At 71.1% G+C, this 22,652-nt stretch carries 14 protein-coding genes; 7 read left to right on the top strand and 7 right to left on the bottom strand.

Going from position 1 to position 22,652, the window contains the following annotated elements:
- Positions 1-21: 21 nt before the first annotated feature.
- Complete coding sequence (locus AB0J93_RS24105; protein ID WP_363924592.1) at positions 22-1,083, top strand: hypothetical protein; 1,062 nt, start codon at positions 22-24, stop codon at positions 1,081-1,083.
- On the top strand, positions 1,067-1,768 hold the full coding sequence (locus AB0J93_RS24100) for a class F sortase (RefSeq protein ID WP_363924591.1): 702 nt from the start codon (positions 1,067-1,069) through the stop codon (positions 1,766-1,768). The genes AB0J93_RS24105 and AB0J93_RS24100 overlap by 17 nt, the downstream gene beginning before the upstream one ends.
- A 114-nt stretch (positions 1,769-1,882) precedes the next feature.
- On the opposite strand, the gene AB0J93_RS24095 is transcribed toward AB0J93_RS24100, so the two are convergent.
- A complete protein-coding gene (locus tag AB0J93_RS24095) occupies positions 1,883-6,937 on the bottom strand; it encodes an NAD-glutamate dehydrogenase (protein WP_363924590.1) in 5,055 nt (1,684 codons plus the stop codon).
- Between the two features lie 286 nt (positions 6,938-7,223).
- On the opposite strand from AB0J93_RS24095, the gene AB0J93_RS24090 reads away from it, so the two are divergent.
- On the top strand, positions 7,224-9,179 hold the full coding sequence (locus tag AB0J93_RS24090; protein ID WP_363924589.1) for a penicillin-binding transpeptidase domain-containing protein: 1,956 nt from the start codon (positions 7,224-7,226) through the stop codon (positions 9,177-9,179).
- Between the two features lie 100 nt (positions 9,180-9,279).
- On the opposite strand, the gene AB0J93_RS24085 is transcribed toward AB0J93_RS24090, so the two are convergent.
- From AB0J93_RS24085 to AB0J93_RS24060, 6 genes are all read right to left on the bottom strand, one after another.
- Positions 9,280-10,566: an arginase family protein gene (locus AB0J93_RS24085; protein WP_363924588.1), complete on the bottom strand. Its 1,287-nt coding sequence runs from the start codon at positions 10,564-10,566 to the stop codon at positions 9,280-9,282.
- A 122-nt stretch (positions 10,567-10,688) separates the two neighbouring features.
- Entirely contained in the window at positions 10,689-11,600 is a 912-nt protein-coding gene (locus tag AB0J93_RS24080; RefSeq protein WP_363924587.1) for a tetratricopeptide repeat protein, read from the bottom strand.
- 99 nt (positions 11,601-11,699) lie between these two features.
- Positions 11,700-13,388, bottom strand: coding sequence for a methylmalonyl-CoA mutase family protein (locus AB0J93_RS24075; RefSeq protein WP_363924586.1), 1,689 nt, complete (start codon positions 13,386-13,388; stop codon positions 11,700-11,702).
- A 104-nt stretch (positions 13,389-13,492) separates the two neighbouring features.
- Positions 13,493-13,885, bottom strand: a complete 393-nt coding sequence (locus AB0J93_RS24070) for an Asp23/Gls24 family envelope stress response protein (RefSeq protein WP_363924585.1) — start codon at positions 13,883-13,885, stop codon at positions 13,493-13,495.
- Between the two features lie 97 nt (positions 13,886-13,982).
- Positions 13,983-14,918, bottom strand: a complete 936-nt coding sequence (meaB, locus tag AB0J93_RS24065) for a methylmalonyl Co-A mutase-associated GTPase MeaB (RefSeq protein WP_363924665.1) — start codon at positions 14,916-14,918, stop codon at positions 13,983-13,985.
- Between the two features lie 65 nt (positions 14,919-14,983).
- Positions 14,984-16,183 carry an acetyl-CoA C-acetyltransferase gene (locus AB0J93_RS24060; protein WP_363924584.1) on the bottom strand — a complete coding sequence of 400 codons (1,200 nt, stop codon included), beginning with the start codon at positions 16,181-16,183 and terminating at the stop codon, positions 14,984-14,986.
- 61 nt (positions 16,184-16,244) lie between these two features.
- On the opposite strand from AB0J93_RS24060, the gene mce reads away from it, so the two are divergent.
- The 4 genes from mce (at position 16,245) to AB0J93_RS24040 (ending at position 22,333) form a co-directional block, all read left to right on the top strand.
- The gene (mce, locus tag AB0J93_RS24055) at positions 16,245-16,718 is read left to right on the top strand and encodes a methylmalonyl-CoA epimerase (RefSeq protein WP_363924583.1); all 474 of its coding nucleotides are present in this window, start codon (positions 16,245-16,247) and stop codon (positions 16,716-16,718) included.
- Positions 16,719-16,971: 253 nt separating this feature from the next.
- Complete coding sequence (gene ccrA / locus AB0J93_RS24050; RefSeq protein ID WP_363924664.1) at positions 16,972-18,327, top strand: crotonyl-CoA carboxylase/reductase; 1,356 nt, start codon at positions 16,972-16,974, stop codon at positions 18,325-18,327.
- Positions 18,328-18,617: 290 nt separating this feature from the next.
- Positions 18,618-19,904: a DivIVA domain-containing protein gene (locus AB0J93_RS24045; RefSeq protein WP_363924582.1), complete on the top strand. Its 1,287-nt coding sequence runs from the start codon at positions 18,618-18,620 to the stop codon at positions 19,902-19,904.
- A gap of 185 nt (positions 19,905-20,089) precedes the next feature.
- Positions 20,090-22,333 carry a hypothetical protein gene (locus tag AB0J93_RS24040; RefSeq protein ID WP_363924581.1) on the top strand — a complete coding sequence of 748 codons (2,244 nt, stop codon included), beginning with the start codon at positions 20,090-20,092 and terminating at the stop codon, positions 22,331-22,333.
- Positions 22,334-22,652 lie beyond the last annotated feature (319 nt).

Below are 22,652 nucleotides of genomic sequence, written 5' to 3'. Positions count from 1 at the left end.
AGGGATGGAGTGACACAGGTCATGGCTAAGAAGATGCTGGGGAAGGTTGTTGCGGGTGCTGCCCTCGGCAGCGCTTCTCTGCTGGTGTTCGCGCCGGGGGCCGCGTACGCCGACGGCCAATCGCAGACCGACGAAGGCAAGGTCTTCGCCAAGCCGCACGCGGTCAAGGCCGGCGAAGAGGTCAAGCTCGTGCAGATCTGCACCGAGCCCCAGGAGCACCCCTTCGTCTGGTCCAAGGTCACCGGAAAGGTGAAGCTCGAACCGGCTCGGGGCGGCGACTCGCGTGGCGACCACAAGGACTGGCGCGAGGAGAACGGCGCCGCCGAAGGCGGCACGGACAGCGAGGGCTGGTCCGGCCACGAGCGTTCGCAGCCGGCCGAGGGCGAGTCCGAGGGTGGTTGGGGCGGCGGCGCTGACGTCCGCGACGACTGGAAGGGCGAGGAGCACGGCCAGGACGCAGAGAGTGGCCGCGACTCGAAGGACCACGAGAAGAAGGACCACGAGAAGAAGGACTGGAAGGGCCAGGACGCGAACGGCGAATCCGCCGATGAGGAGTCCACCGGCGGCTGGTCCGGTCGGCACGAGAACGGCTCGGACTCCGCCGAGCACGACTGGTCCGGCAAGGGCGAGCGGTCGGGCGGTTCGGACGAGAGCGACTGGTCCGGCGAGAGCGACTGGTCGGGCGAGAGCGACTGGTCGGGCGGGTCGGACAAGCGCGACTGGTCCGGCGGGAGCGAAGACCGCTCCGGCGAGGCTGACTGGTCCGGCAAGCGCGACTGGGCGGCGGACGAGGCCGACGAGCGCGGCAAGGCCGACAGCTGGGAGCACAAGAAGGACTTCGTCTACTACGGCGAGGCCCGCGTCGCCCGGGACGCCAAGCCCGGCACGTACAAGCTGGAGGGCTCCTGCGGCACGGGCGAGTTGGTCGTCCTGCCGCACGGTGGGGTCGACGGCGGTGACGGTGGCATCGCCACCGGTGCCGACCGTGGCCTGGCCACCGCCGGGGCGAGCCTGGTCGGCGCGGCCGCCCTCGGTGGCCTCGTGCTGATGCGCCGTCGTCGGGCCGATGAGTTCGCGGCCTGACGCGACGACGAGACGGGCCGGCGGCCGTCACGGTGGACCGTGGCGTGCCGTCGGCACCGCCGTCGTCGTCCTGCTCGCCATGATGGGCTCCGGCCTCATCGGCGCCTCGCTGAAGACCACCGACTCCCCGCGCCCACCGCAGCCCGTGGCGGGGACGAGCGATCCGTCCCCGAACGGTCCGTTCGCCGAGACCGACCTCAATGGCGCCCAGCAGGTACCGACGGGACTCCCCCGGGCCACTCCCACCACCATCACCATCCCCCGCATCGGAGTCCGCGCCAGCATCATGACGCTCGGCACCAACCCCGACGGCACCGTCCAGGTGCCCCCGCTCGACCAGGCGCTGCTCGCCGGTTGGTACGAGCCCGGCCCGAGCCCGGGCGAGCCGGGAAACTCGGTGATCGTCGGGCATGTCGACTCGGCCGCGATCGGTCCCGCCGTCTTCTTCTCCCTCGGTGCCCTGCAACCCGGCGACACCGTCACCGTCGACCGGGCCGACGGCCGGGCGGCGACCTTCCGGGTGGACTCGGTGGCCTCGTACCCGAAGGACGCCTTTCCCACCGAGCAGGTGTACGGCCCCAGCGACCGGCCGGGTCTGCGGGTGATCACCTGCGGCGGCCAGTTCGATGAGGCGACCGGCGACTATCCCGACAACGTGATCGTCTTCGCCTCCCTGACGCCCTGACCGGTCACCCCGCCGCCCTCGCTCCGCCGATCATGCAGTTGTGGCACCGAACGAAAGCCGCGTATCCACGCGTTCGGACCGCCACAACTGCATGATCGCGAAGGTGGGTGTGGGTCAGCTGGCGGCGGAGGTGCGGACCAGGGTGCGGATCTGGCGGAGGAGGACCGAGAGGGCCGCGAGGTCCGCCCGGGACTCGTCGAACTCGCCCATCGCCCGTTCGGCGCGGTGGATCGAGGTGGCGTTCGACTGCTCCCACTGCTGTACCCGCTCCTGCGGCGGAAGATCGCCCGGCGTGGAGTCCAGCACCTCCGCGGTGAGCGCGGCGAGTGCGGCATACAGGTCGTACCGCAGCGCCATCCGCGCGAGCGTCTGCCACCGGTCCTCGCGTGGCAGCAGGGAGATCTTCGACAGCAGCGAGTCCACCCGGAACCGGTCGGAGAGCACGAAGTAGACCGAGGCGACCTCGCCGACGTCCCGCCCGGTGCCGGCGGCGGTCTCCACCACGTCCAGCAGACCGAAGCTGTACATCAGCCGGGTACTGCGCTCGGCCAGCTCACGCGGCACCCCACGCTCGGTCATCGAGTCGATGTGCGCCACGATCGAGTCACGCTCACTGCCGTAGAAGAGCGTCTCCATCCGGGGCAGCAGCCGGGTGATCCCGTCCCGCAGTCGGGCGATCTCCGCCGGCACGTCGATCGGCGAGCGGCGGTTGGTCACCAGCCACCGCACGGCCCGGTCGAGCAGCCGCCGGGTGTCGAGATAGACGCTGGTCTGCAACTCCGGATCGATCCGGTTGTCCAGCGCCTCGACCGCGTCCCACAGCTCGCGCAATCCGAAGACCTCGCGGACCACCACGTACGCCCGGATCACGTCCGCCGCCGTCGCGGCGGTCTCCTCGACCACCCGGAAGACGAACGAGATACCACCCCGGTTGATCGCCTCGTTGACCAGCACCGTGGTCACGATGTCGCGGCGCAACCGGTGCCGGTTCATCCGGTCGGCGAACCGTTCCCGCATCGGCGTCGGGAAGTAGTTGACCAGCACGTCACCGGTCCACTCCTCGTCGGGCAGCCCGTCGGTTAGGATCTCCTTCTCCAAGGCGATCTTCACGTACGCCAGCAGCACGGCGAACTCCGACGCGGTCAACCCGGACTCGGTGCGTACCGCCAGCTCCTCGTCCGGCGGCAGCGCCTCCAGCGACCGGTTCAGGACGCCGGCACGCTCCAGCTCCGTGATCATCCGGCGGTGCACCGGAAGCAACGAGGTCGCCTGGGCCTGGGAGTTGTTGATCGCCCGGGCCTGGTCGTAGTTGTCCCGCAGCACCAGCTCCGCGACCTCGTCGGTCATCCGGGCGAGCAGTTCGTCCCGCTCGGGGAGGGCCAGCTCGCCGTCGGCGACCGCGGTGTTCAGCAGGATCTTGATGTTCACCTCGTGGTCGGAGCAGTCCACCCCGGCCGCGTTGTCGATGAAGTCGGTGTACATCCGGCCGCCCGCCTGGGCGTACTCGATCCGACCGTGCTGGGTGAAGCCCAGGTTGCCGCCCTCGCCGACCACCCGGCAGCGCAGGTTGCGACCATCAACCCGGATCGCGTCGTTGGACTTGTCGCCCACCTGGGCGTTGGTCTCGCTGGACGACTTGACGTAGGTGCCGATGCCGCCGTTCCAGAACAGATCGACCGGCGCGGTGAGGATGGCCTTCATCAGCTCCTGTGGGCTGAGCTGGTCGACGGCGTCGTCCAGCCCGAGCACGGCACGGACCTGCGGTGACACCGGCACCGACTTCGCGGTACGCGGGTAGATCCCGCCACCGGCCGAGATCAGCTCGGCGTTGTAGTCCTCCCAGGTGGACCGGGACAGCTCGAACAGCCGCTTCCGTTCGGCGTACGAGGTGGCCGCATCCGGGTCGGGGTCCAGGAAAATGTGCCGGTGGTCGAAGGCGGCCACCAGCCGGATGTGCTCCGACAACAGCATGCCGTTGCCGAAGACGTCACCGGACATGTCGCCGACCCCGACCACGGTGAAGTCCTGGCTCTGGGTGTCGTGCCCCATCTCGCGGAAGTGCCGCTTCACCGACTCCCACGCACCCCGGGCGGTGATGCCCATCTTCTTGTGGTCGTAGCCGGCCGAACCGCCGGAGGCGAACGCGTCGCCCAGCCAGAAGTTGTGCGCCGTCGAAATCTCGTTGGCGATGTCGGAGAAGGTCGCGGTGCCCTTGTCCGCCGCCACCACCATGTACGGGTCGTCGCCGTCGTGCCGGACCACGTCCTCCGGCGGCACGATCTCACCGGCCACGATGTTGTCGGTGACGTCCAGCAGCGCCGAGACGAACTCCTTGTAGCAGATCACGGCCTCGTCGCGGTCACCCGGCTTCTGCTTGAGCACGAAGCCGCCCTTCGCGCCCACCGGCACGATCACGGCGTTCTTCACCATCTGTGCCTTGACCAGGCCGAGCACCTCGGTACGGAAGTCCTCCCGCCGGTCGGACCAGCGCAGGCCGCCCCGGGCCACCGGCCCGAACCGCAGGTGCACACCCTCGAACCGGGGCGAGTACACGAAGATCTCGAACTTCGGTCGCGGCGCGGGCAGCTCGGGTATCGCCTGCGGGTCGAGCTTGAACGCGACGTACGGCTTCGGCCGCCCGCCCACCGGCCGCTGGTAGAAGCTGGTCCGCAGAGTGGCCTGGATCAACGAGAGGTACGACCGCAGGATCCGGTCCTGGTCGAGGCTGGCCACGTCGTCGAGCGCGGCGCGGATCTCGGCCACCAGTTCGGCGCCGCGCCGCTGGCGCTGCTCGGCGTCGACCGGGCCCGGCTCGAACCGCGCCTCGAACAGCTGCACCAGCAACGTGGCCAGGTGCGGGTACGCGATGAAGGTGGACTCCATGTAGTCCTGCGAGAACACCGTGCCGGTCTGACGCAGGTACTTCGCGTACGCCCGCAGCACCACCACCTGGCGCCAGGTCAGCCCGGCGAGCAGCACCAGCTCGCTGAAACGGTCCACCTCGGCTTCGCCCCGCCACGCCGCCGCGAAGGCGTTCTCCACGTGCGGACGCACCTCGGCCAGTTCCTGGTGCCCCTCCGGCAGCCGTAGCCCGAAGTCGTACAGCCAGATCCGGCCGTCGACCCGCTCCACCTCGTACGGGTGCTCGTCGACGACCTTCACGCCGAGCGAGTGCAGCACCGGCAGCACCGCCGAGAGCATCATCGGCTCGCCGTAGCGATACACCTTGAACCGCACGTCCATCGACTCGTCGACGTCCGGACCCCGGCCAACGGCACGCGGCGCCAACTGCTTGCGGAACAGGTGCATCTCCAGCTGGCCGGGCTCCTCCAGCAGCTCCAGCTTGGCCAGGTCCTTCATCGCCTCGTACGGCGTGTGCCCGTCCTTGTAGCCCTCCGGGAACGCGTCGGCGTACCGGCCGAACAGGTGCTTGGCCTGCTCGTCGCCGAGCTTGCGTTCCAGCACCAGCCGGTAGTCGTCGTCCCACAACCGGGTGGCGTCGGCCAACTCCTCGGCGAGCAGGTCGGCGTCGATGTCGCCGGGCGGGCTGGTCGGGTCGGTACGCACGATGAAATGCACCCGGGCCAGCATCGACTCGGTCACCCGGGTGGTGTAGTCCACCCCGACACCGTTCAGCTCGCGCAGCAGGATGTCCTGCATACGCAGCCGGTTCTGGGTGGTGAACCGGTCCCGGGGCAGGTAGATCAGACAGGAGATGAACCGCCCGTACGCGTCCCGGCGCAGGAACACCCGCAACTGCCGGCGGCCGGCCATCCGCAGCACCCCGATGACCGCGTGGTACAGGTCGTCGGTCTTGATCTGGAACAGCTCGTCGCGCGGGTACGTCTCCAGGATCTGCATCAGATCCTTGCCGGAGTGACTGCGCAGGCTCAGCCCGGAACGGTCCAGCACCTCGGCGACCTTGCGTCGGACCACCGGCAGTTCCTGGACACTGGTCCGGTACGCGGCGGTGGAGAACAGGCCCAGGAAGCGCCGCTCGCCCACCACCTCGCCGTTCTCGTCGAAGATCTTGAAGCCGATGTAGTCGAGGTATGCCGAGCGGTGCACGGTGGCCCGCGAGTTCGCCTTGGTGATGATCAGCAGGCGTTTCTCGGTGACCTTCTCGTGCGCCTCGGGTGTCATCGAGGACAGCGCCCGCGCCTCCGGCGAGTCCTGACGCAGAATGCCCAGGCCGGTGCCGAGCACCGCTTCCAGCGCCGGCCCGCCCTCGGCCGAATTCGGCACCAGCCGGTACTCCCGGTACCCGAGGAAGGTGAAGTGGTCGTGGGCGAGCCAGCGCAGCAGTTCGACCGAGTCGGTGATGTCCTTCTCCGGGACCGGTGGCCGGTTGTCACTGGTTCGCGCGGCGGCCAACTCGTCGGCGAGGGCGAGGGCACTCTGGCGCATCTTCGGCCAGTCCTCGACGGCCTCCCGCACGTCGGTCAGCACCCGTTGCAGTTCCCGGCGTAGCTTGTCCCGCTCCTCCGGATCGCGGACCGGGTCGATCTCGATCCGCATCCAGCTTTCCACCAGGTCGCCGGAGATCGCGTCGTCCGGCTCCACGTCGGCGGCGACCTCGACCAGCCGACCCAACGGCTCCCGACGCACCACGACCAGCGGGTGCACCAGCAGGTGCACGTCCAGATGGTGGGTGTTGAGCAGGGCGGTGACCGAGTCGACCAGGAACGGCATGTCGTCGGTGACGATCTCGATGACGCTGTGGTGCTGCTCGGCGTCGGGTGAGTGGATTCGCAGCTTCAACTCACCCGGCACCCGCTGCCGGGCCAGTTCCCGGTGCGCGCGGGCGGCGTCGAGCATCTCCTCGGCGGTGAACCCGATCAGTTCCTCGTCCGGCGCGAACCGCCAGAACCTGCCCACCAGGGTCGCCGCGTCGTGGTCGTCGCCAGCCAGCAACACGGCCTGGGCCACCAGTCGCTCGGCGTTGGGCACCGGCTCGTCGAACTCGGCGTCCTCGACGTCGCCGGCCAGCGCCTCCGGCGGTAGTCCCAGATCGTAGAGGGTGTCGATGCTCGAACCGGTCATCCCGGTCGCACCCGTGTCTAGCCGACCGAAACCGTCCCCGTCGGTCGTGGTGTCGAAACTGTCGTCCCGGCCGGTGTCAACCTGCCGGAGGTCGGGTTCCGGTTTGATCGCCGGACGCCGGTCCATCGGTGCCACTCCCCTCGACCCACAACGCTGTGGGTCACTCTGCCGCCAAGCCTAGGCCGACCGATCGGCTTCTCCGTCAGCGGACCACCGGCCGGACATCCGGATCTCCGACGTCGTCCTTTCACCCGTTGCGGTACGAGGTTCGGCCGGGTTCGGAGTACCCCGCCTGATGTTGTTCATCACACCGTCACGAGACCGTCTTTTCACCTGACCGGGCCCGGCCGGGACAGTGGCTGTCGCCTCGCCGTACTAGCGTGCGGAGCAGCCGACCAGGAGGAAGCACCAGATGTACGTTCCGCGCCGACAACGCCACAGCCGGTCGCCACTGACCGTCGCCGTCGCCTGCCTGGTCTTAGCGACCAGTCTGGTGGCCTGCTCCGGCGAGGACGGCCCGCAGCGCACCGTCGACGCCTTCCTCGACGGCTGGCGCAAGGGCGACCTCAACTCGGTCGGCTTCGTCGACGCGACCGGCGCGAAGATTTCCGCCGCCAACGTCGTCCGGGAGATCCGCGAGCTTTCCGGCGAACTTGTCGACGCTCCGCTCGCGCTGGCCCGTCAGGGCGATCCCGAGGTGGTCCGGGACACCGCCACCGCCAGCATCCGGGCGGAGTGGACGCTGCCGGGCGGGACGAGTTGGGCGTACGACCGGCCGGTGCGACTCACCCAGGGCCAGGACGACCAGTGGCAGGTGATCTGGGAGCCCCAGATCGTCCAGGAACAACTGACCCGGGGCGACCGGTTGGGGCTGCGGCGGGACCGCGCGCCCCGGGCGACCGTGCTCGACGGTGCCGGCGAGCCGATCGTGGCGCCGCGCGACGTGGTCCGGGTGGGGTTGCGGCCGAGCGAGGTGACCGACGTCAAGGCGATGGTCCGCGAGCTGGACGCCGCGTTCCGCGCCATCCGGCCGGCGATCACCCCGCCGGTCGACCTGTCGGACCTCCCCAAACGGCTGAAGGACGCGAAACCGGACGCGTTCGTCGAGGTGGTCACCCTGCGCGACGAGGCGTACCGGCAGATCAAGCCACGCATCTACGACCTGCCGGGGACGAAGTTCCCGACCGACAAGCTGGACCTCGCACCGACCCGCGAGTTCGCCCGGGCGGTGCTCGGCAGCGTCGACCCGGCGTACGCCGAGGACCTCACCAACCATCCAGACCGCTACTCCCCCGGCGACCTCGTCGGTCACGGTGGGTTACAGGGCCGCTGGGACGAACGGCTACGCGGCGTACCGGGGTTGGCCGTCGTCATCAACCGCGCCGGGCCGGACGGCACGGTGGAGCCGACCGGCACCGAGGTGTTCCGCAGTGAGCCCCAGCCCGGCCAGCCGGTTCGTACCACGCTCGACGTGGCCACCCAGAACGCCGCCGACCGGGCGCTGCGCGGGGAACGCCGACGGTCCGCCCTGGTGGCCGTACGGGTCACCGACGGTGCCGTGCTCGCCGCCGCCAACGGCCCCGGTGCCGCCGGGGAGAACCTGGCCTTCACCGCGCAGGTGCCACCCGGCTCCACCTTCAAGATGGTCAGCGCGTTCGGGCTGATCGAACGCGGAGCGGTGACCCCCGACACCACCGTCGCCTGCCCGAAGAGGTTCGTCGTGGACGGACGTTCCTTCAAGAACTCCGATGACTTCGCCCTCGGCGAGGTGCCGTTCCGCACCGACTTCGCCGAGTCGTGCAACACCGCCTTCGCCGCGCTCGCCCCCCAGTTGGGCGCGGATGGTCTGGCCGCCGCCGGACGCACCCTGGGTCTGGAGGGCGAGTGGGGGGACCTGGGCCTCGACGCGTTCACCGGCAAGGTCTCGGCGGGCGGCGGCGCCACCGAACAGGCCGCCGCGGCGATCGGCCAGGGTACGACCGTGGTCAGCCCGCTGGCCATGGCGGCGGCGACCGCAGCGGTGGCCCGGGGCCAGTTCATCCCGCCGAAGCTGCTGTCGGATCCGGCGCCGACCCCGGCAGCCGGGCCGGGACCGCAGTTGAAGCCCGAGGCGGTCGCGGCGGTTCAGGACATGATGCGCGAGGTGGTCACCAGCGGCTCCGGCACGGCGCTGCGGGACGTGCCGGGCGAGCCGGTGCACGGCAAGACCGGCACCGCCGAGTACGACGACAACCCGGAGAACACCCACGCCTGGTTCGTCGGCTGGCAGGGCGAGGTGGCGTTCGCCGTCTTCGTGGAGAAGGGCGGCTCGGGCAGCGGCACCGCGGTACCGATCGCCGAGCGCTTCCTGCGCGCTCTGGCCGACTGAACGCCGCACCCCTTCGCGCCCTGCCGCCTCGGTCCGCCCGCAAGAAAGGCCCAACGGCAACCGCTGGAAAGCGCGGCCAGCCGGAAGCGGTCGTGGGTGGTCAGGCGGCCGGCCCGCCGGTGGCGGTCGCCGGACGAGTGGCCTCCGTCGGGACACCGGCGCCGCCCAGGTCACCATCGGCTACACCGCCATCGGCCGGGTCACAGTCAGTTAGGCCACCTTCGACCAGGTCACCGCCGTCCGCGCCCGCGCCACCGCCGCCCACGCCACCGCCGCCCACGCCACCGCCGCTCGGACGACCGCCGCCCGCTTCACCCCCGGTCGGGCGACCACCGCTCGGGTCATCGTCGTAGACCTGGCCGAGGTCGAGCGGTGCCGGTGCAGCCGCGGGGGCGAGCTGGTCGATGCTCCGGCGCGGGCCGGGGGTGGGGCGGGGCCTCTCCTCGGGACGCAGCCGGGGCGGCGCCGAGCCGGGGGCGGTCACCGGACGCAGGCCGGATACCACGGTGTTGACGATCTCTGCGGCGTACGCGCCATCCGGGTCGTAGTCGGGGTCAAAGACGGTCAGCTCGACACCGAGGCAGTGCGGGGTGTCGACCAGACCGGCGAGCAGAATCTCCAGCTCGGCGAAGGCGATGCCCCCCGGATCGGGTGCGTCGACCGCCGGCATCACGGCGGGGTCGAGCACGTCCACGTCGACGTGCACCCAGTAGCCGGCGCAGTCGGCCAGCTGCTCGTGCGCCCACTGGGCGGTACGCGCCGCGCCCTCGGCGCGAAGCGCCGGCACCGGTCGGGTGATGATCCCGGCGGCCTGCAGGTCGAGCCGGTACTCATCCTGGGCACGGATGCCGAGCACCACCACGTCGACGTCCCGGAAGTAGGGTCGCCGGCCCTCGATGGCCGCCAGGTCGGCCTGGCCCCGACCGGTCACCAGGGCGAGATCCTCACCCGCCGCCGCACCCACGTACGAGGCGTTTCCGGGGTGCCGGAAGTCGGAATGGCCGTCGACGAAGACCAGCCCGATCCGGCCGCCGACCGCCTCACCCAGCCGGTGCATGGCCAGCGCCGAGCCGAGCAGAATCGAGCAGTCACCGCCGAGGACCACCGGGAACTCGCCCCGGTCGATGATCGCGCCGATCCGGTCGGCCAGTGCCGCCGAGTAGCCGGCGATGTCCCGCGCGTGGCAGACACCGTCGCCGGGTCGCCAGTCACCGGCGTCGTAACGGGGCGGGGTCAGGCAACCCGCGTCACGGGCGCGCAACCGGGGCAGCAGCCCCTGGTCCCGTAGCGCACCGGGCGCCTTCCCGCAGCCCGGAACGGAGGTAGGCGTGGGCGGGCGCAGACCGAGGTTGCTCGGGGCGTCGAGGACGGCGATCCGGCGCATCATGGGCCGCCTTCGTTCGCGACTGCGGGGCTCGCAAGCTCACTCCTCGCGCTCACCTGGGCTCCCGTCCTCCGGTGTGGGGAGCGGGCCGGCGACACGCCGGCCCGCGCTGGCGTGGCAGGTACTCAGAACAGGGCGCTGGCCAGGGCCCGGCGGGCCGAGGCGACTGCGGGATCCTCTGGCCCGGCGATGGTGAACAGGCCGACCAGGTGCTGACGGACCTTCTCGCGGTCGTCGCCAGCGGTGCGGCGGACCAGCCCGACCAGGCGCTGGTACGCCTGATCGGCCAGGCCGCTGAGCACCTCGATGTCGGCGGCGAGCAGTTGGGCGTCGACATCGTCCGGGTCGGCCGCCGCAGCGGTGAGCGCGGCCTGCGGATCCGCCCCGGCCACCCGGCGGGCGAGTCCCACCTGGGCCAGCCCGGCCTCGGCCGCAGCGTCCGCCGGGGTTTCGGCGAGGATCTTCCGGTACGCCTGCTCGGCGGCGTCCAGGTCGCCACTCATCAGCGCGTCGTCCGCCTCGTCGAGCCGTGGGTCCTCCGGCTCGGCCACGCTCACCCCGCCGGCCTTGAGCACGGCCTGGATCCACTGGCGAAGCTGCGCCTCGGGTACCACGCCGGAGAAGGCGTCGACGGGCTGCCCGCCGACCACCGCGTACACCATTGGGATGCCCTGGACCCGGAACATCTGCGCGAGCCGCGGGTTGGCGTCCACGTCGACCTTGGCGAGCACCCACGCACCGCCGCCCTCCACCGCCAGCCGTTCCAGCACCGGAGAGAGTTGCTTGCAGGGCTCGCACCACTCAGCCCAGAAGTCGACCACGACCGGTGTGGTCAACGAGCGCTCCAGGACCTCCGACTGGAAGGTCGCCTCGGTCACGTCGACGACGGTGACCCCGCCGACGGCACCACCGGGTGCCCCGGCGGGCGGGCCGGCCTGGACCGGAGCCGGTGTGGAACTGGGGGCAGGGGTGCGCAGCGCGCTGAGGTCGACCGCGCCGCGGGTAAAGATCGACGAGGTGATCCGTGGGTCGCTCATGGTTATCTAGTCTCGCACGCAGTTCGCCGAACTCGGATCAGCCTCGGCCCGCACAGTTGCCACTGTCACCCCTGCCCAGCCGCGCCGGTGGGGCGAAGGTCAGAACCGTGCGGGCTCGCGGTAAACGCCCCATTCGGCGCGCAGCGCGTCGCAGATCTCGCCGAGGGTCGCCTCCGCCCGGACGGCGTCGAGCATCGCCGGGATCATGTTCTCCCCGGTACGGCTCACCGCCACCATCGCCTCGACCGCGGCACGTACCCGGGCGTCGTCCCGACCGTGCTTGCGCTCGGCCAGCATCCGGCGCTGTTCCAGCTCCACCTCGTGCGAGATGCGCAGGATCTCCAGTTCCTTGGCGACCGTACCGGTGTGGCAGTTGACGCCGACGATCTTCTTGTCGCCCTTCTCCAGCGCCTGCTGGTACGCGAACGCGGCCTCGGCGATCTGTCCGGTGAACCAGCCGTCCTCGATGCCGCGCAGGATGCCGGAGGTCATCGGCCCGATCAGGTGCGGGCCGTCGCCGCCGAGCGCGCGGATCCGGGCGAAGATCTCCTCCGCCTCGGCCTCGATCCGGTCGGTGAGCGCCTCGACGTACCAGGAGCCGCCCAGCGGGTCGGCCACGTTTGTCACCCCGATCTCCTCCATCAGCACCTGCTGCGTCCGCAGGGCGATCTCGGCGGACTCGTCGGTGGGCAGGGCGAGGGTCTCGTCCAGGGCGTTGGTGTGCAGCGAGTTGGTGCCACCGAGCACGGCGGCGAGCGCCTCGACGGCGGTGCGTACCACGTTGTTGACCGGCTGCTGCGCGGTCAGCGACACGCCGGCGGTCTGCGTGTGGAACCGCAGCCAGAGCGCCTTCTCGCTGGTGGCGCCGTAGACGTCGCGCAGCCAGCGGGCCCAGATCCGACGGGCGGCACGGAACTTGGCGATCTCCTCGAAGAAGTCGACGTGCGAGTCGAAGAAGAAGCTCAGCCCGGGAGCGAAGACGTTGACGTCGAGCCCGCGCGAGAGCCCCAGCTCGACGTAGCCGAAGCCGTCGGCCAGGGTGTACGCCAGTTCCTGCGCGGCCGTCGAGCCGGCCTCGCGGATGTGGTACCCGGAGACCGACAGCGGCTTGTAGCGCGGGATCTCCGCCGCGCAGTACTCCATCAGGTCGCCGATCAGGCGCAGGTGCGGCTCCGGGTCGAACAGCCACTCCTTCTGCGCGATGTACTCCTTGAAGATGTCGGTCTGCAGCGTCCCGTCCAGGCTCGACAGGTCGGCGCCCTGACGCTCGGCGGCGACCAGGTACATGCAGAACACCGGCACTGCCGGGCCGGAAATGGTCATGCTCGTGGTGACCCCGGCCAGGTCGATGCCGTCGAAGAGCACCTCCATGTCGGCTGCGCTGTCCACCGCCACCCCGCAGTGGCCCACCTCGCCGAGCGACTGCGGGTCGTCGGAGTCGCGCCCCATCAGGGTGGGCATGTCGAAGGCGACCGAGAGGCCGCCGCCACCGGCGCCCAGGATCATCTTGTAGCGCTCGTTGGTCTGCCGGGCGTTGCCGAACCCGGCGAACTGCCGGATGGTCCAGGTCCGTCCCCGGTAGCCAGTCGGGTAGAGGCCCCGCGTGTAGGGGAACTCCCCGGGCCAGCCGATCCGCTCGAAGCCCGGGTACGCGGCGCCCTCCGGCGGACCGTATACCGGCTCGACGGGCATCCCGGAGAGCGTGGTGAAGTCGGCGTCCCGCTTGCGCGCAGAGTCGTAGCGGGCCTGCCAGCGGGCCCGCCCGGCCGCGATGTCGTCGGCGTTCATCCCCGGGCTCCTCCTCGAGTCCTCGACTGCAATCGAGTGTAGAGCCCTTACCTGAACGATCGATAAGGCAGTTCGTACCGACCGGTAACCCGAGCTGCGCGAACTCAGGCGACGGGACCGTCGATGGCCACGTCGTCCACCCGGATGTTGATCTCGTCGACCCGCAGTCCGTACGCCTCGACCGCCCGGGTCACCTCGACCCGCACCGCCGTGGTCACCTCGGGGACCGGATGCCCGGCGTCCGTCACGATCACGAGGTTGATCACGGCACCGCCGTTGGTGACGTGCGCCGAGCAGCCCCGGCGCGCGTCGCCGACCTGGTCGAGCCCCACCCGGTCCAGCACGGCGTTGAAGAACCGGGCGATGTCGCCACCCAGCTCGACCACGCCGGGCACGGCCTTCGCCGCGGCCACCGCGATCTTCTCCACCACCTCGTCCGAGATGTGCGTACGCCCGCCCGCCACCGCGTCTGGCGTCATCGCCAACTCCTGCGTCATCTCGTGGTCCATGCGTCCCCCAGCGGCCGTCGCAGTGTCCGCGCACCCGCGCGGCGGTGCGAGCCTAACCGTCCCCGGCGGTCCGCAGTGGACGCGGTCAGCCGGAGAGCTGAGCGAGCAGGGCGTCGGCTGCGGCGTACGGATCGGTCGCACCGGCCGCCACCTCGGCGGCGAGCGCCGGCAGTTGCGTACCGTCGCGCAGGGAGCCGATCCGGGCGCGGAGCACGCCGAGCGCGATCGCCTCGACCTCGGCGGCGGCCCGCGCCTCGCGCCGACGCCGCAACTCGTCGTGCTCGACCAGCCAGGCGCGGTGCTTGTCGATGGCGGCGGCGACATCGTCGATGCCCTCACCGCGGGCGGCGATCGCCCGCACCACCTGCGGACGCCACTCACCCGGCCCGCGCTCGCCGAGGGCGATCATGCCCTGGATGTCCCGGACGGTGGCGTCGACACCGTCCCGGTCGGCCTTGTTGACCACGAAGACGTCGGCGATCTCCAGGATGCCGGCCTTCACCGCCTGGATCGCGTCGCCCATGCCCGGCGCGAGCAGCACCAGCGTGGTGTCGGCCAGGGAGGCGACCTCGACCTCGGCCTGCCCGACGCCGACGGTTTCCACCAGCACCACGTCGCAGCCGGCGCCCTCCAGCACCCGCACCGCCTGGGGGGTCGCCGCCGACAGCCCGCCGAGGTGCCCCCGGCTGGACATGGAGCGGATGTAGACGCCCGGGTCGGTGGCATGGTCCTGCATCCGCACCCGGTCACCGAGGATCGCACCGCCGGTGAACGGGCTGGACGGGTCGATGGCCAGCACGCCGACCCGGTGGCCGTGGGCCCGCAGCGCCCGGACCAACTCGTTTGTGGTGGTGGACTTGCCCACCCCCGGCGAGCCGGTCAGTCCGACCACCTGGGCCCGTCCGGTGTACGGGGCGAGCGCCGCGGCGATGGCCGGCACGGTCTCGTCGCCCGACTCGACCAGGGTGATCAGCCGGGCGACCGCGCGAGGGTCACCGTCGCGGGCCCGTTCGACAAGCATCGGTACGTCCCGGCTGCGGCGCACCGAACCGGTGGCCGTCGCCGGAACGCGGGTGTTCGACTCGCTCACAGATCGGTTTCGCTGGGGTCGGGAACGTGGATGATCAGTGCGTCACCCTGGCCGCCACCCCCGCACAGCGCTGCCGCGCCGGTGCCGCCACCACGCCGCTTGAGTTCCAGCGCGAGGCTGAGCACCAGCCGGGCGCCGGACATGCCGATCGGGTGGCCGAGCGCGATCGCCCCGCCGTTGACGTTGACCTTGTCCGGACTGATCCCGAGATCACGGGTCGACTGGATACCGACCTGCGCGAAGGCCTCGTTGATCTCGATCAGGTCCAGGTCGGAGACGGCCAGACCGCCCTTGCGCAGGGCGTGCTGGATGGCGTTCGACGGCTGCGAGTGCAGGGAGTTGTCCGGGCCTGCCACGTTGCCGTGCGCACCCACCTCGGCCAGCCAGGCCAGGCCCAGCTCCTTGGCCTTGGCCTTGCTCATCACCACCACGGCGGCGGCCCCGTCGGAGATCGGTGAGGCACTGCCGGCGGTGATGGTGCCGTCGGCGGTGAACGCCGGACGGAGCTTGGCCAGGGACTCGGCGGTGGTGTCCGGCCGGATGCCCTCGTCCTCGCTGATCACCAGCGGGTCACCCTTGCGCTGCGGGATGACCACCGGGGTGATCTCCTCGGCGAAGTGGCCGTTCTTCTGGGCGGCGGCCGCGCGCTGGTGGCTGCTGGCCGCGAACTCGTCCTGCTCCTGACGGGTGATGCTCCGGGTGCTGCCGTGCCGCTCGGTGGACTCCCCCATCGAGCAGCAGTCCCACGCGTCGGTCAGCCCGTCGAGCGCCATGTGGTCCTTGATCACCACGTCGCCGTACTTGTAGCCGCCACGCTGGCCGAGCAGCAGGTGCGGGGCGTTGGTCATCGACTCCATCCCGCCGGCCACCACGATGTCGAACTCACCGGCCCGGATCAGCTGGTCGGCCAGGGCGATCGCGTCGAGCCCGGAGAGGCAGACCTTGTTGATCGTCAGGGCCGGTACGGACATCGGGATGCCCGCCTCGACGGCCGCCTGCCGGGCGGGGATCTGCCCGGTGCCCGCCTGGAGCACCTGCCCCATGATCACGTATTGCACCTGGTCAGGTGCGACTCCCGCCCGTTCGAGCGCGGCGGAGATCGCTATGCCGCCGAGTTTCGTCGCCGGTAGGTCCTTGAGGTTGCCCAGCAGGCGCCCCATCGGGGTCCGCGCGCCGCTGACGATCACCGAAGCCATACCTGCCTCCGAGGGGGTGCCGACCTGTACGCCTTAACGATTGTTCGGCCAGACTAACGTCATGCCTCAGAACTCCCCTGTCGAGCCCGCTGCCGACTATGTCACAGACATCGGGCTGCGCCGCATCGACCATGTCGGGATCGCGGTACCCGACCTCGACGCCGCCATCGACTTCTACCAGCGCACGTTCGGGATGCGCTGCGTGCACAAGGAGATCAACACCGAGCAGGGTGTCCGGGAGGCGATGCTGGCGGTCGGCCCGAGCACCGAAGGCGGTTGCGTGCAACTGCTCGCGCCGCTGACCCCGGAGTCGACGATCGCGAAGTTCCTGGACCGCAACGGCCCGGGCGTTCAGCAGGTGGCGTACACGGTGATCGACATCGACGCGGCCTGCGCGGCGCTGCGCGAACGTGGCGTACGGCTGCTCTACGAGACCCCGAAGCGTGGCACCGCAGATTCACGGATCAACTTCGTGCACCCGAAGGACGCCGGCGGCGTGCTGATCGAGCTGGTGCAACCGGCCGCGTCCCACTGACTCGCCGGCCGGGCACGGCCGCCGCGAGCACGGAGGTGTGCGCTTACCGGAACGAGCATGCACCTCCGCGCAGCGGCCGATGCACTTTTTCACAGGAGGCTTCCGACCCTAGCTACCGTTCAGTAACCTCCGGCCTCACAGGTAGCCCGAAGACGCGGGATGTGGTGGCGGCCGACATGGTGATCGCCGCCGACAAGCGTCGACGATGGCAGCCCCAGGCCCGCCGCTGGCGCGGCGAGAACCGGAGGTCACCGTGCACGACATCCTCGAAGCCATCATGGCGGCGGACGGGTCGGTCAACCCGGCGCGCGAGTTGGCCGGCGTCGCCGGACTGCCGGTACCGGAGAGCTACCGGGGTGTGGTCGTCCGGGCCGAAGAGACCCGGATGTTCGACGGCCTGGCCACCCGGGACAAGGACCCCCGCAAGGCACTGCACCTCCAGGAGGTGCCCACCCCCGAACTCGGCCCGGGCGAGGCACTGGTCGCGGTGATGGCCAGCGCCATCAACTACAACACCGTCTGGACCAGCATCTTCGAGCCACTGTCCACCTTCAGGTTCCTCCAGCGTTACGGCCGCACCTCCGAGTTGGCCCGCCGGCACGACCTGCCGTACCACGTGGTCGGTTCGGACGCGGCGGGGGTGGTGCTACGGGTCGGTGCCGGGGTGAGTCGCTGGCGCCCCGGCGACGAGGTGGTGGCCCACTGCCTGTCGGTCGAGCTGGAGGACGCGGCCGGTCACGACGACACGATGCTCGACCCGCAGCAGCGGATCTGGGGGTTCGAGACCAACTTCGGCGGCCTGGCCGAGCTGGCCGTGGTCAAGGCCAACCAGCTCATGCCCAAGCCGGCACACCTGAGCTGGGAGGAGGCGGCCAGCCCCGGGCTGGTCAACTCGACCGCGTACCGCCAGTTGGTGTCGCACCACGGCGCGAACATGAAGCAGGGCGACGTGGTGCTGATCTGGGGCGCCTCGGGCGGCCTGGGCGGCTACGCCACCCAGATGGCGCTCAACGGTGGCGCCATCCCGGTCTGCGTCGTCTCCTCGCCGGAGAAGGCGGAGCTGTGCCGGCGGATGGGCGCCGAGCTGGTCATCGACCGCTCCGCCGAGGGCTTCCGGTTCTGGTCCGACGAGCAGACCCAGGATCCGGACGAGTGGCGCCGCTTCGGCGAGCGGATCCGGGAACTCACCGGCGGCGAGGACCCGGACATCGTCTTCGAACACCCGGGCCGGGAGACCTTCGGTGCCAGCGTCTACGTCGCCAAGCGCGGCGGCACCGTCGTCACCTGCGCCTCCACCAGCGGCTTCCTGCACCAGTACGACAACCGCTACCTCTGGATGCATCTCAAGCGCATCGTGGGCAGCCACTTCGCCAACTACCGTGAGGCGTGGGAGGCCAACCGGCTGGTGGCGCTGGGGAAGATCCACCCCACGGTGTCGAGGACGTACGCGCTGGAGCAGACCGGCCAGGCCGCGTACGAGGTGCACCGCAACGCCCACCAGGGCAAGGTCGGCGTCCGCTGTCTGGCCCCAGAGGACGGACTCGGCGTACGCGACCCCGAGCTGCGCGCCCGCCACGCCGAGGCCATCAACCGGTTCCGTGGGCGCTGACCTGACGGCCGAGGCACCGATGGCCATTCGGTGATCGCCGATTGGCTTTCCACACGGGCGGCCCGACGCCCATTCGTGCGAGAGGGCGACACCGGAAACAAAGGGCCGTGCGCCACCGCGCCACGGCCCTTTTCCATGTCACGCTCCGTGCCATCCGGCTCGCCCCGGAGCTGGCAAGATCGCATGTCGCGCCGGTGGTCGACCACCACCCGGAGTTGACCATGTAATGCGGACGGCAAAGGGCGGCACGCTCTTGCGAAGCACCCCAGGGAGTCTGCCAGTATGTCCCAATGCCCCAGCAGCAGTCCTCCCCTCTCGCGTTCTTCGATAACGCGAACTCGCAGCCAGATTTCACGGTTGGCCTGCGCGGATACAACACCGGTCAGGTCGACGACTTCATCGGCCGGCTCAACGCAGCGCTGAGCCAGGCCAACAAGGACCGCGCCGACGCCGAGCAGGCGCTCAACGACGCGCAGCGCCGGCTCCGGCAGTCCGAGCAGCGACTCACTGCCCTTGAGCAGAAGCTCACCGACACCAGCAAGCAGCTGGAGGAGAACAGCCGGCCCACGCTGTCCGGCCTCGGCACCCGGGTCGAGCAGATCCTCCGGCTCGCCGAGGAGCAGGCCAACGACCACCGCAACGAGGCCAAGCGCGAGTCGGAGGGCATCCTCTCGGCCGCCCGCCTCGAAGCGCGGGAGATCACCGACAAGGCGCGCGCCGAGGCCGCGGCCATGAAGGCCACCGCCGAGCGCGAGGCGGGCAACGTCCGTACCGCCGCCGAGCGCGAGGCCGCCGAGGTGCGCGTCCAGGCCCGCCGCGAGGCCGACACGCTGCGCGCCGACGCGGATCGGGAGACCAAGCAGCTGCGTACGGTGACCGCCCACGAGGTCGCCGAGCTGAAGTCCACCGTGGAACGCGAGGTGGCCACCCTGCGTGCCACCGCCGAACGCGAGATCACCCAGCAGCGGGCCAAGGCCGCCCGCGAGGCCGAGGAGAAGCGCGCCGAGGCGACGAAGCTGCTCACCGACGCCCGCGACAAGCGCGACAAGGACCTCCAGGCCCTGGAGCTGCAGCTCGCGGAGCGGCGCGAGAAGGCCGAGCGCGAGGAGTCGGAGCGGCACGCCGCCCAGGTCGCGCAGACCCAGAAGCTGGTCAACGAGGCCGAGCAGCGGGCCCGCGCCGCGCAGGACCGGGCCAAGGAGATCGAGCAGCGCGCCGAGGCCCGCCGGGTCGAGTCGGAGCGCACCGCCACCGAGACGGTGGAGAAGGCCAAGGCGCTGTCCGAGCGGACGCTGAGCGAGGCCCGCGCCGAGTCGCAGCGCCTGCTCAACGAGGCCCGCACCGAGGCCGAGCTGACCACCCAGGCGGCGCGCCGCGAGGTCGAGGACCTCACCCGGCAGAAGGACGCCGTCACCTCGCAGCTCGGGCAGATGCTCTCCGGCCTGGCCGGCATCGTTCCGGGCGTGCCGAACAACGCCGCCGCTGCCGGGGCGGACAAGCCGGCGGCCAAGAAGGCGGACGGCGCGGACGGGGCCGACGGGGCGGACGGCAAGGTGGCCGCGGAAACGTCCAGCTGACCAGGTACACCGGGGCATGATCCACGGCGCGGGGTGACATCGGGTGACCGGTGACACCCCGCGCCGCCCTGCGTTTCGCGGGGCCTGGCCGGCTACCAGCGTCGCCTTCCCCGAGCCGTGAAGTAGGTCCCAACAGGGGCGTCCGTATCGCCCCAGGAGGGCCCGATGCGTGTGAGGATGGGAGCATGTCGCACGGCGAGGAACTGTTCGCGCTCGGCGGGGACGTGACCACGGAGCCCAGCTTCGAGTCCGCCCTGCGGGGGTACGAGAAACGACAGGTCGACCGATACGTCGCTCGTGCGGAGCACGAGATCGCCGCGCTCGCGGCCGAACGGGAACAGGCGTACACCCAGATCCACAAGCTGGCCGGTCAGGTCGAGGTGCTGCAACGCGACCTCGCCCAGGTTCGCAAGCAGGTCGGGGTCGTCGACCGGGCCGCCTTCCGGCACCTCGGGCCGCGGGTGGAGCAGATCCTCACGCTGGCCGAGGAGCAGGCCGAGGACATCCTCTCCGCCGCCAACGAGGAGATCGAAGCCCGCCGGGCCGCCGCCGAGCACATCATCGAGGAAGCCCGCGTCGCGGCGGCCACCGCGCTCAAGGATTTCGAGATCGCCCTGGCCGCCCGCCGGGCCGAGGAGGAGCGGCAGGCCGCGGCCCGCCGGGCCGAGTCGGAGGCCGCCGCGAAGTCCGCGAAGGAGGAGGCCGCCCGGCTCCGCAAGTCCGCTCAGGAAGCCCTGGCCCGGGCCCAGCAGGAGGCGACGCAGCTACGGGACGCGGCCAAGGAGATCCACAGCCGGGCCCAGCAGGAGGCGACCAAGCTGCGCGACGCGGCCCGCGAGGCGCTCGCCACCGCCCAGCAGGAGGCGACCCAGCTTCGCGATGCCGCCAAGGAGGTGCACGCAAAGGCCCAGCAGGAGGCGCGCCGGTTGGTCGATCAGGCCACCGAGGCCGGCCGAGCCACCCATGCCAAGGCCCAGCAGGAGGCCAAGCAGATCATCGACGACGCCGCCGAGGCCGGCCGGGCCGCCCGCAACAAGGCCCGCCAGGAGGCCGAGCGGCTGAGCACCCAGGCGACCGAGGCGGCCAAGCGCACCCGCGCCGAGACTGAGGCGTACGCCCAGCGCATGCGCGGCGAGACCGAGGCGTACGTGCAGCACGCTCGGGCACAGGCACAGCAGGAGCTGGGTGCCTGGCGGGCCGGGGTGGAGAAGGAGGTCAACAGCCGACGCGAGGCGGCCGACCGGGAACTGACCGAGCGCAAGGCGACCGCCGAACGCGAGTTCACCGCCCGCCGCGATCAGCTGGAGAAGCAGTACAAGACCCGCAACGCGGAGCTGGACGAGCGGATCCGCACCCGTACCGCCGAGCTGGAGTCCGGCTTCGAGAGCCGCCGGTCCCAGCTGGAGTCGGAGTACACGGCGCGGAAGAACGAGATCGAGCAGGGCGCCGACCAGATCCGCCAGGCCGCCGAGCAGGAGGCCGCCACGGTGCGCGGGCGGGCCGAGGAGCAGGCCGGTGAGCTGCTGCGTCAGGCGGAGACCGAGTCGGCCGCGAAGCGACGCGAGGCCGACGAGTACGTCTCCGCCGTGCGGGGCGAGGCCGACGAGTACGCGGCCGGCACCCACCGCGACGCCGACCAGTACGCCGAAACCACCCGGCGGGAGGCGGACGAGCACGTCACCGCCGTGCGGCGCGAGGCGGACGAGTACGTCGCCGCGTCCCGCCGCCAGTTCGAGGAGTACGCGGCCACCACCCAGCAGCACCTGGCCACCACCCAGCAGCACCTCGCCGCCACGCAGCAGGAGGCGGCGGCCGGCCGGCAGCAGCTCGCCCAGGTGATGCTGGAGATCGCCAAGGCCCAGCAGCAGCTCGCCGACCTGCGGCAGGAGACGTGGAAATCCCGACAGGAGTCCGACGAGCTGGAGCGCAAGCTGCTCGGCCTGCGGCTACAGGCCACGTCAGCGCCCGACGGCTCGGCCGCACCGGCGGTTGCCGGCGCGTCCACCAACGGAGCACGTCCTACCGGCGCCTCAACGAACGGCACTCAACCCTCCGGCGACACGCCGGCGGTCACTCCCTCCGGCGGCGCTGCCAGCCGCCCCGGCGACGACGCCCCGGTAGGGGGCGGCCGAGCCGGTGACCGGCCGAGCGGGGACGATGCCGGGCCGGCGACGAGGCCGGTGGCGGAACCGGTCACCACTGTCGAGGATCCCGCGCCGAGCCGGCCGGTGGCCGAGCCGACAAGCGTCGACGGCGGCACCGCGAGCGAAGGACTGGACGGCGAGCCGACGGTGGCGGCGGTACCCGGCGAGGGCGGCCGAGGCGCCACCCCGACGAAGATCACCAGCACCGGCGAGAACGGCAAGCGCCCGACCAAGCCGACCACCGACGAGCGCAGCGCCAAGCCCAGCAAGGTCACCTCCGACTGACACCTCGCCCCAGATTTGGCCCGAATCACCTACGGCCCACCCCCAACGGCGAGCCGCCGCCCAAGGCGGCTCGCCGTTGTCGAGGACGCTGCCCCACACCCCGCACCCCGCACCCCGCACCCCGCACCCCGCACCCCGCACCCCGCACCCCGCACCCCGCACCCCGCACCCCGCACCCGCGATCTTGCAGTTGTGGTCGGGGCATACCGGGTATTAGTGGACGAATCAGCGACCACAACTGCAAGATCGACGAGTCGGTGGGGGTGGCGGCGGGCGGCGAGGTGGATCGACAGGCCGGTCAGGTTGTGTTCGTACTCCG

The sequence above is a fragment of the Micromonospora sp. NPDC049374 genome, from assembly GCF_040677165.1.
Lineage (GTDB): Bacteria > Actinomycetota > Actinomycetes > Mycobacteriales > Micromonosporaceae > Micromonospora.
Note: the sequence above shows the minus strand (reverse complement) of the source record. Positions and strands in the feature narration are given on the sequence as shown.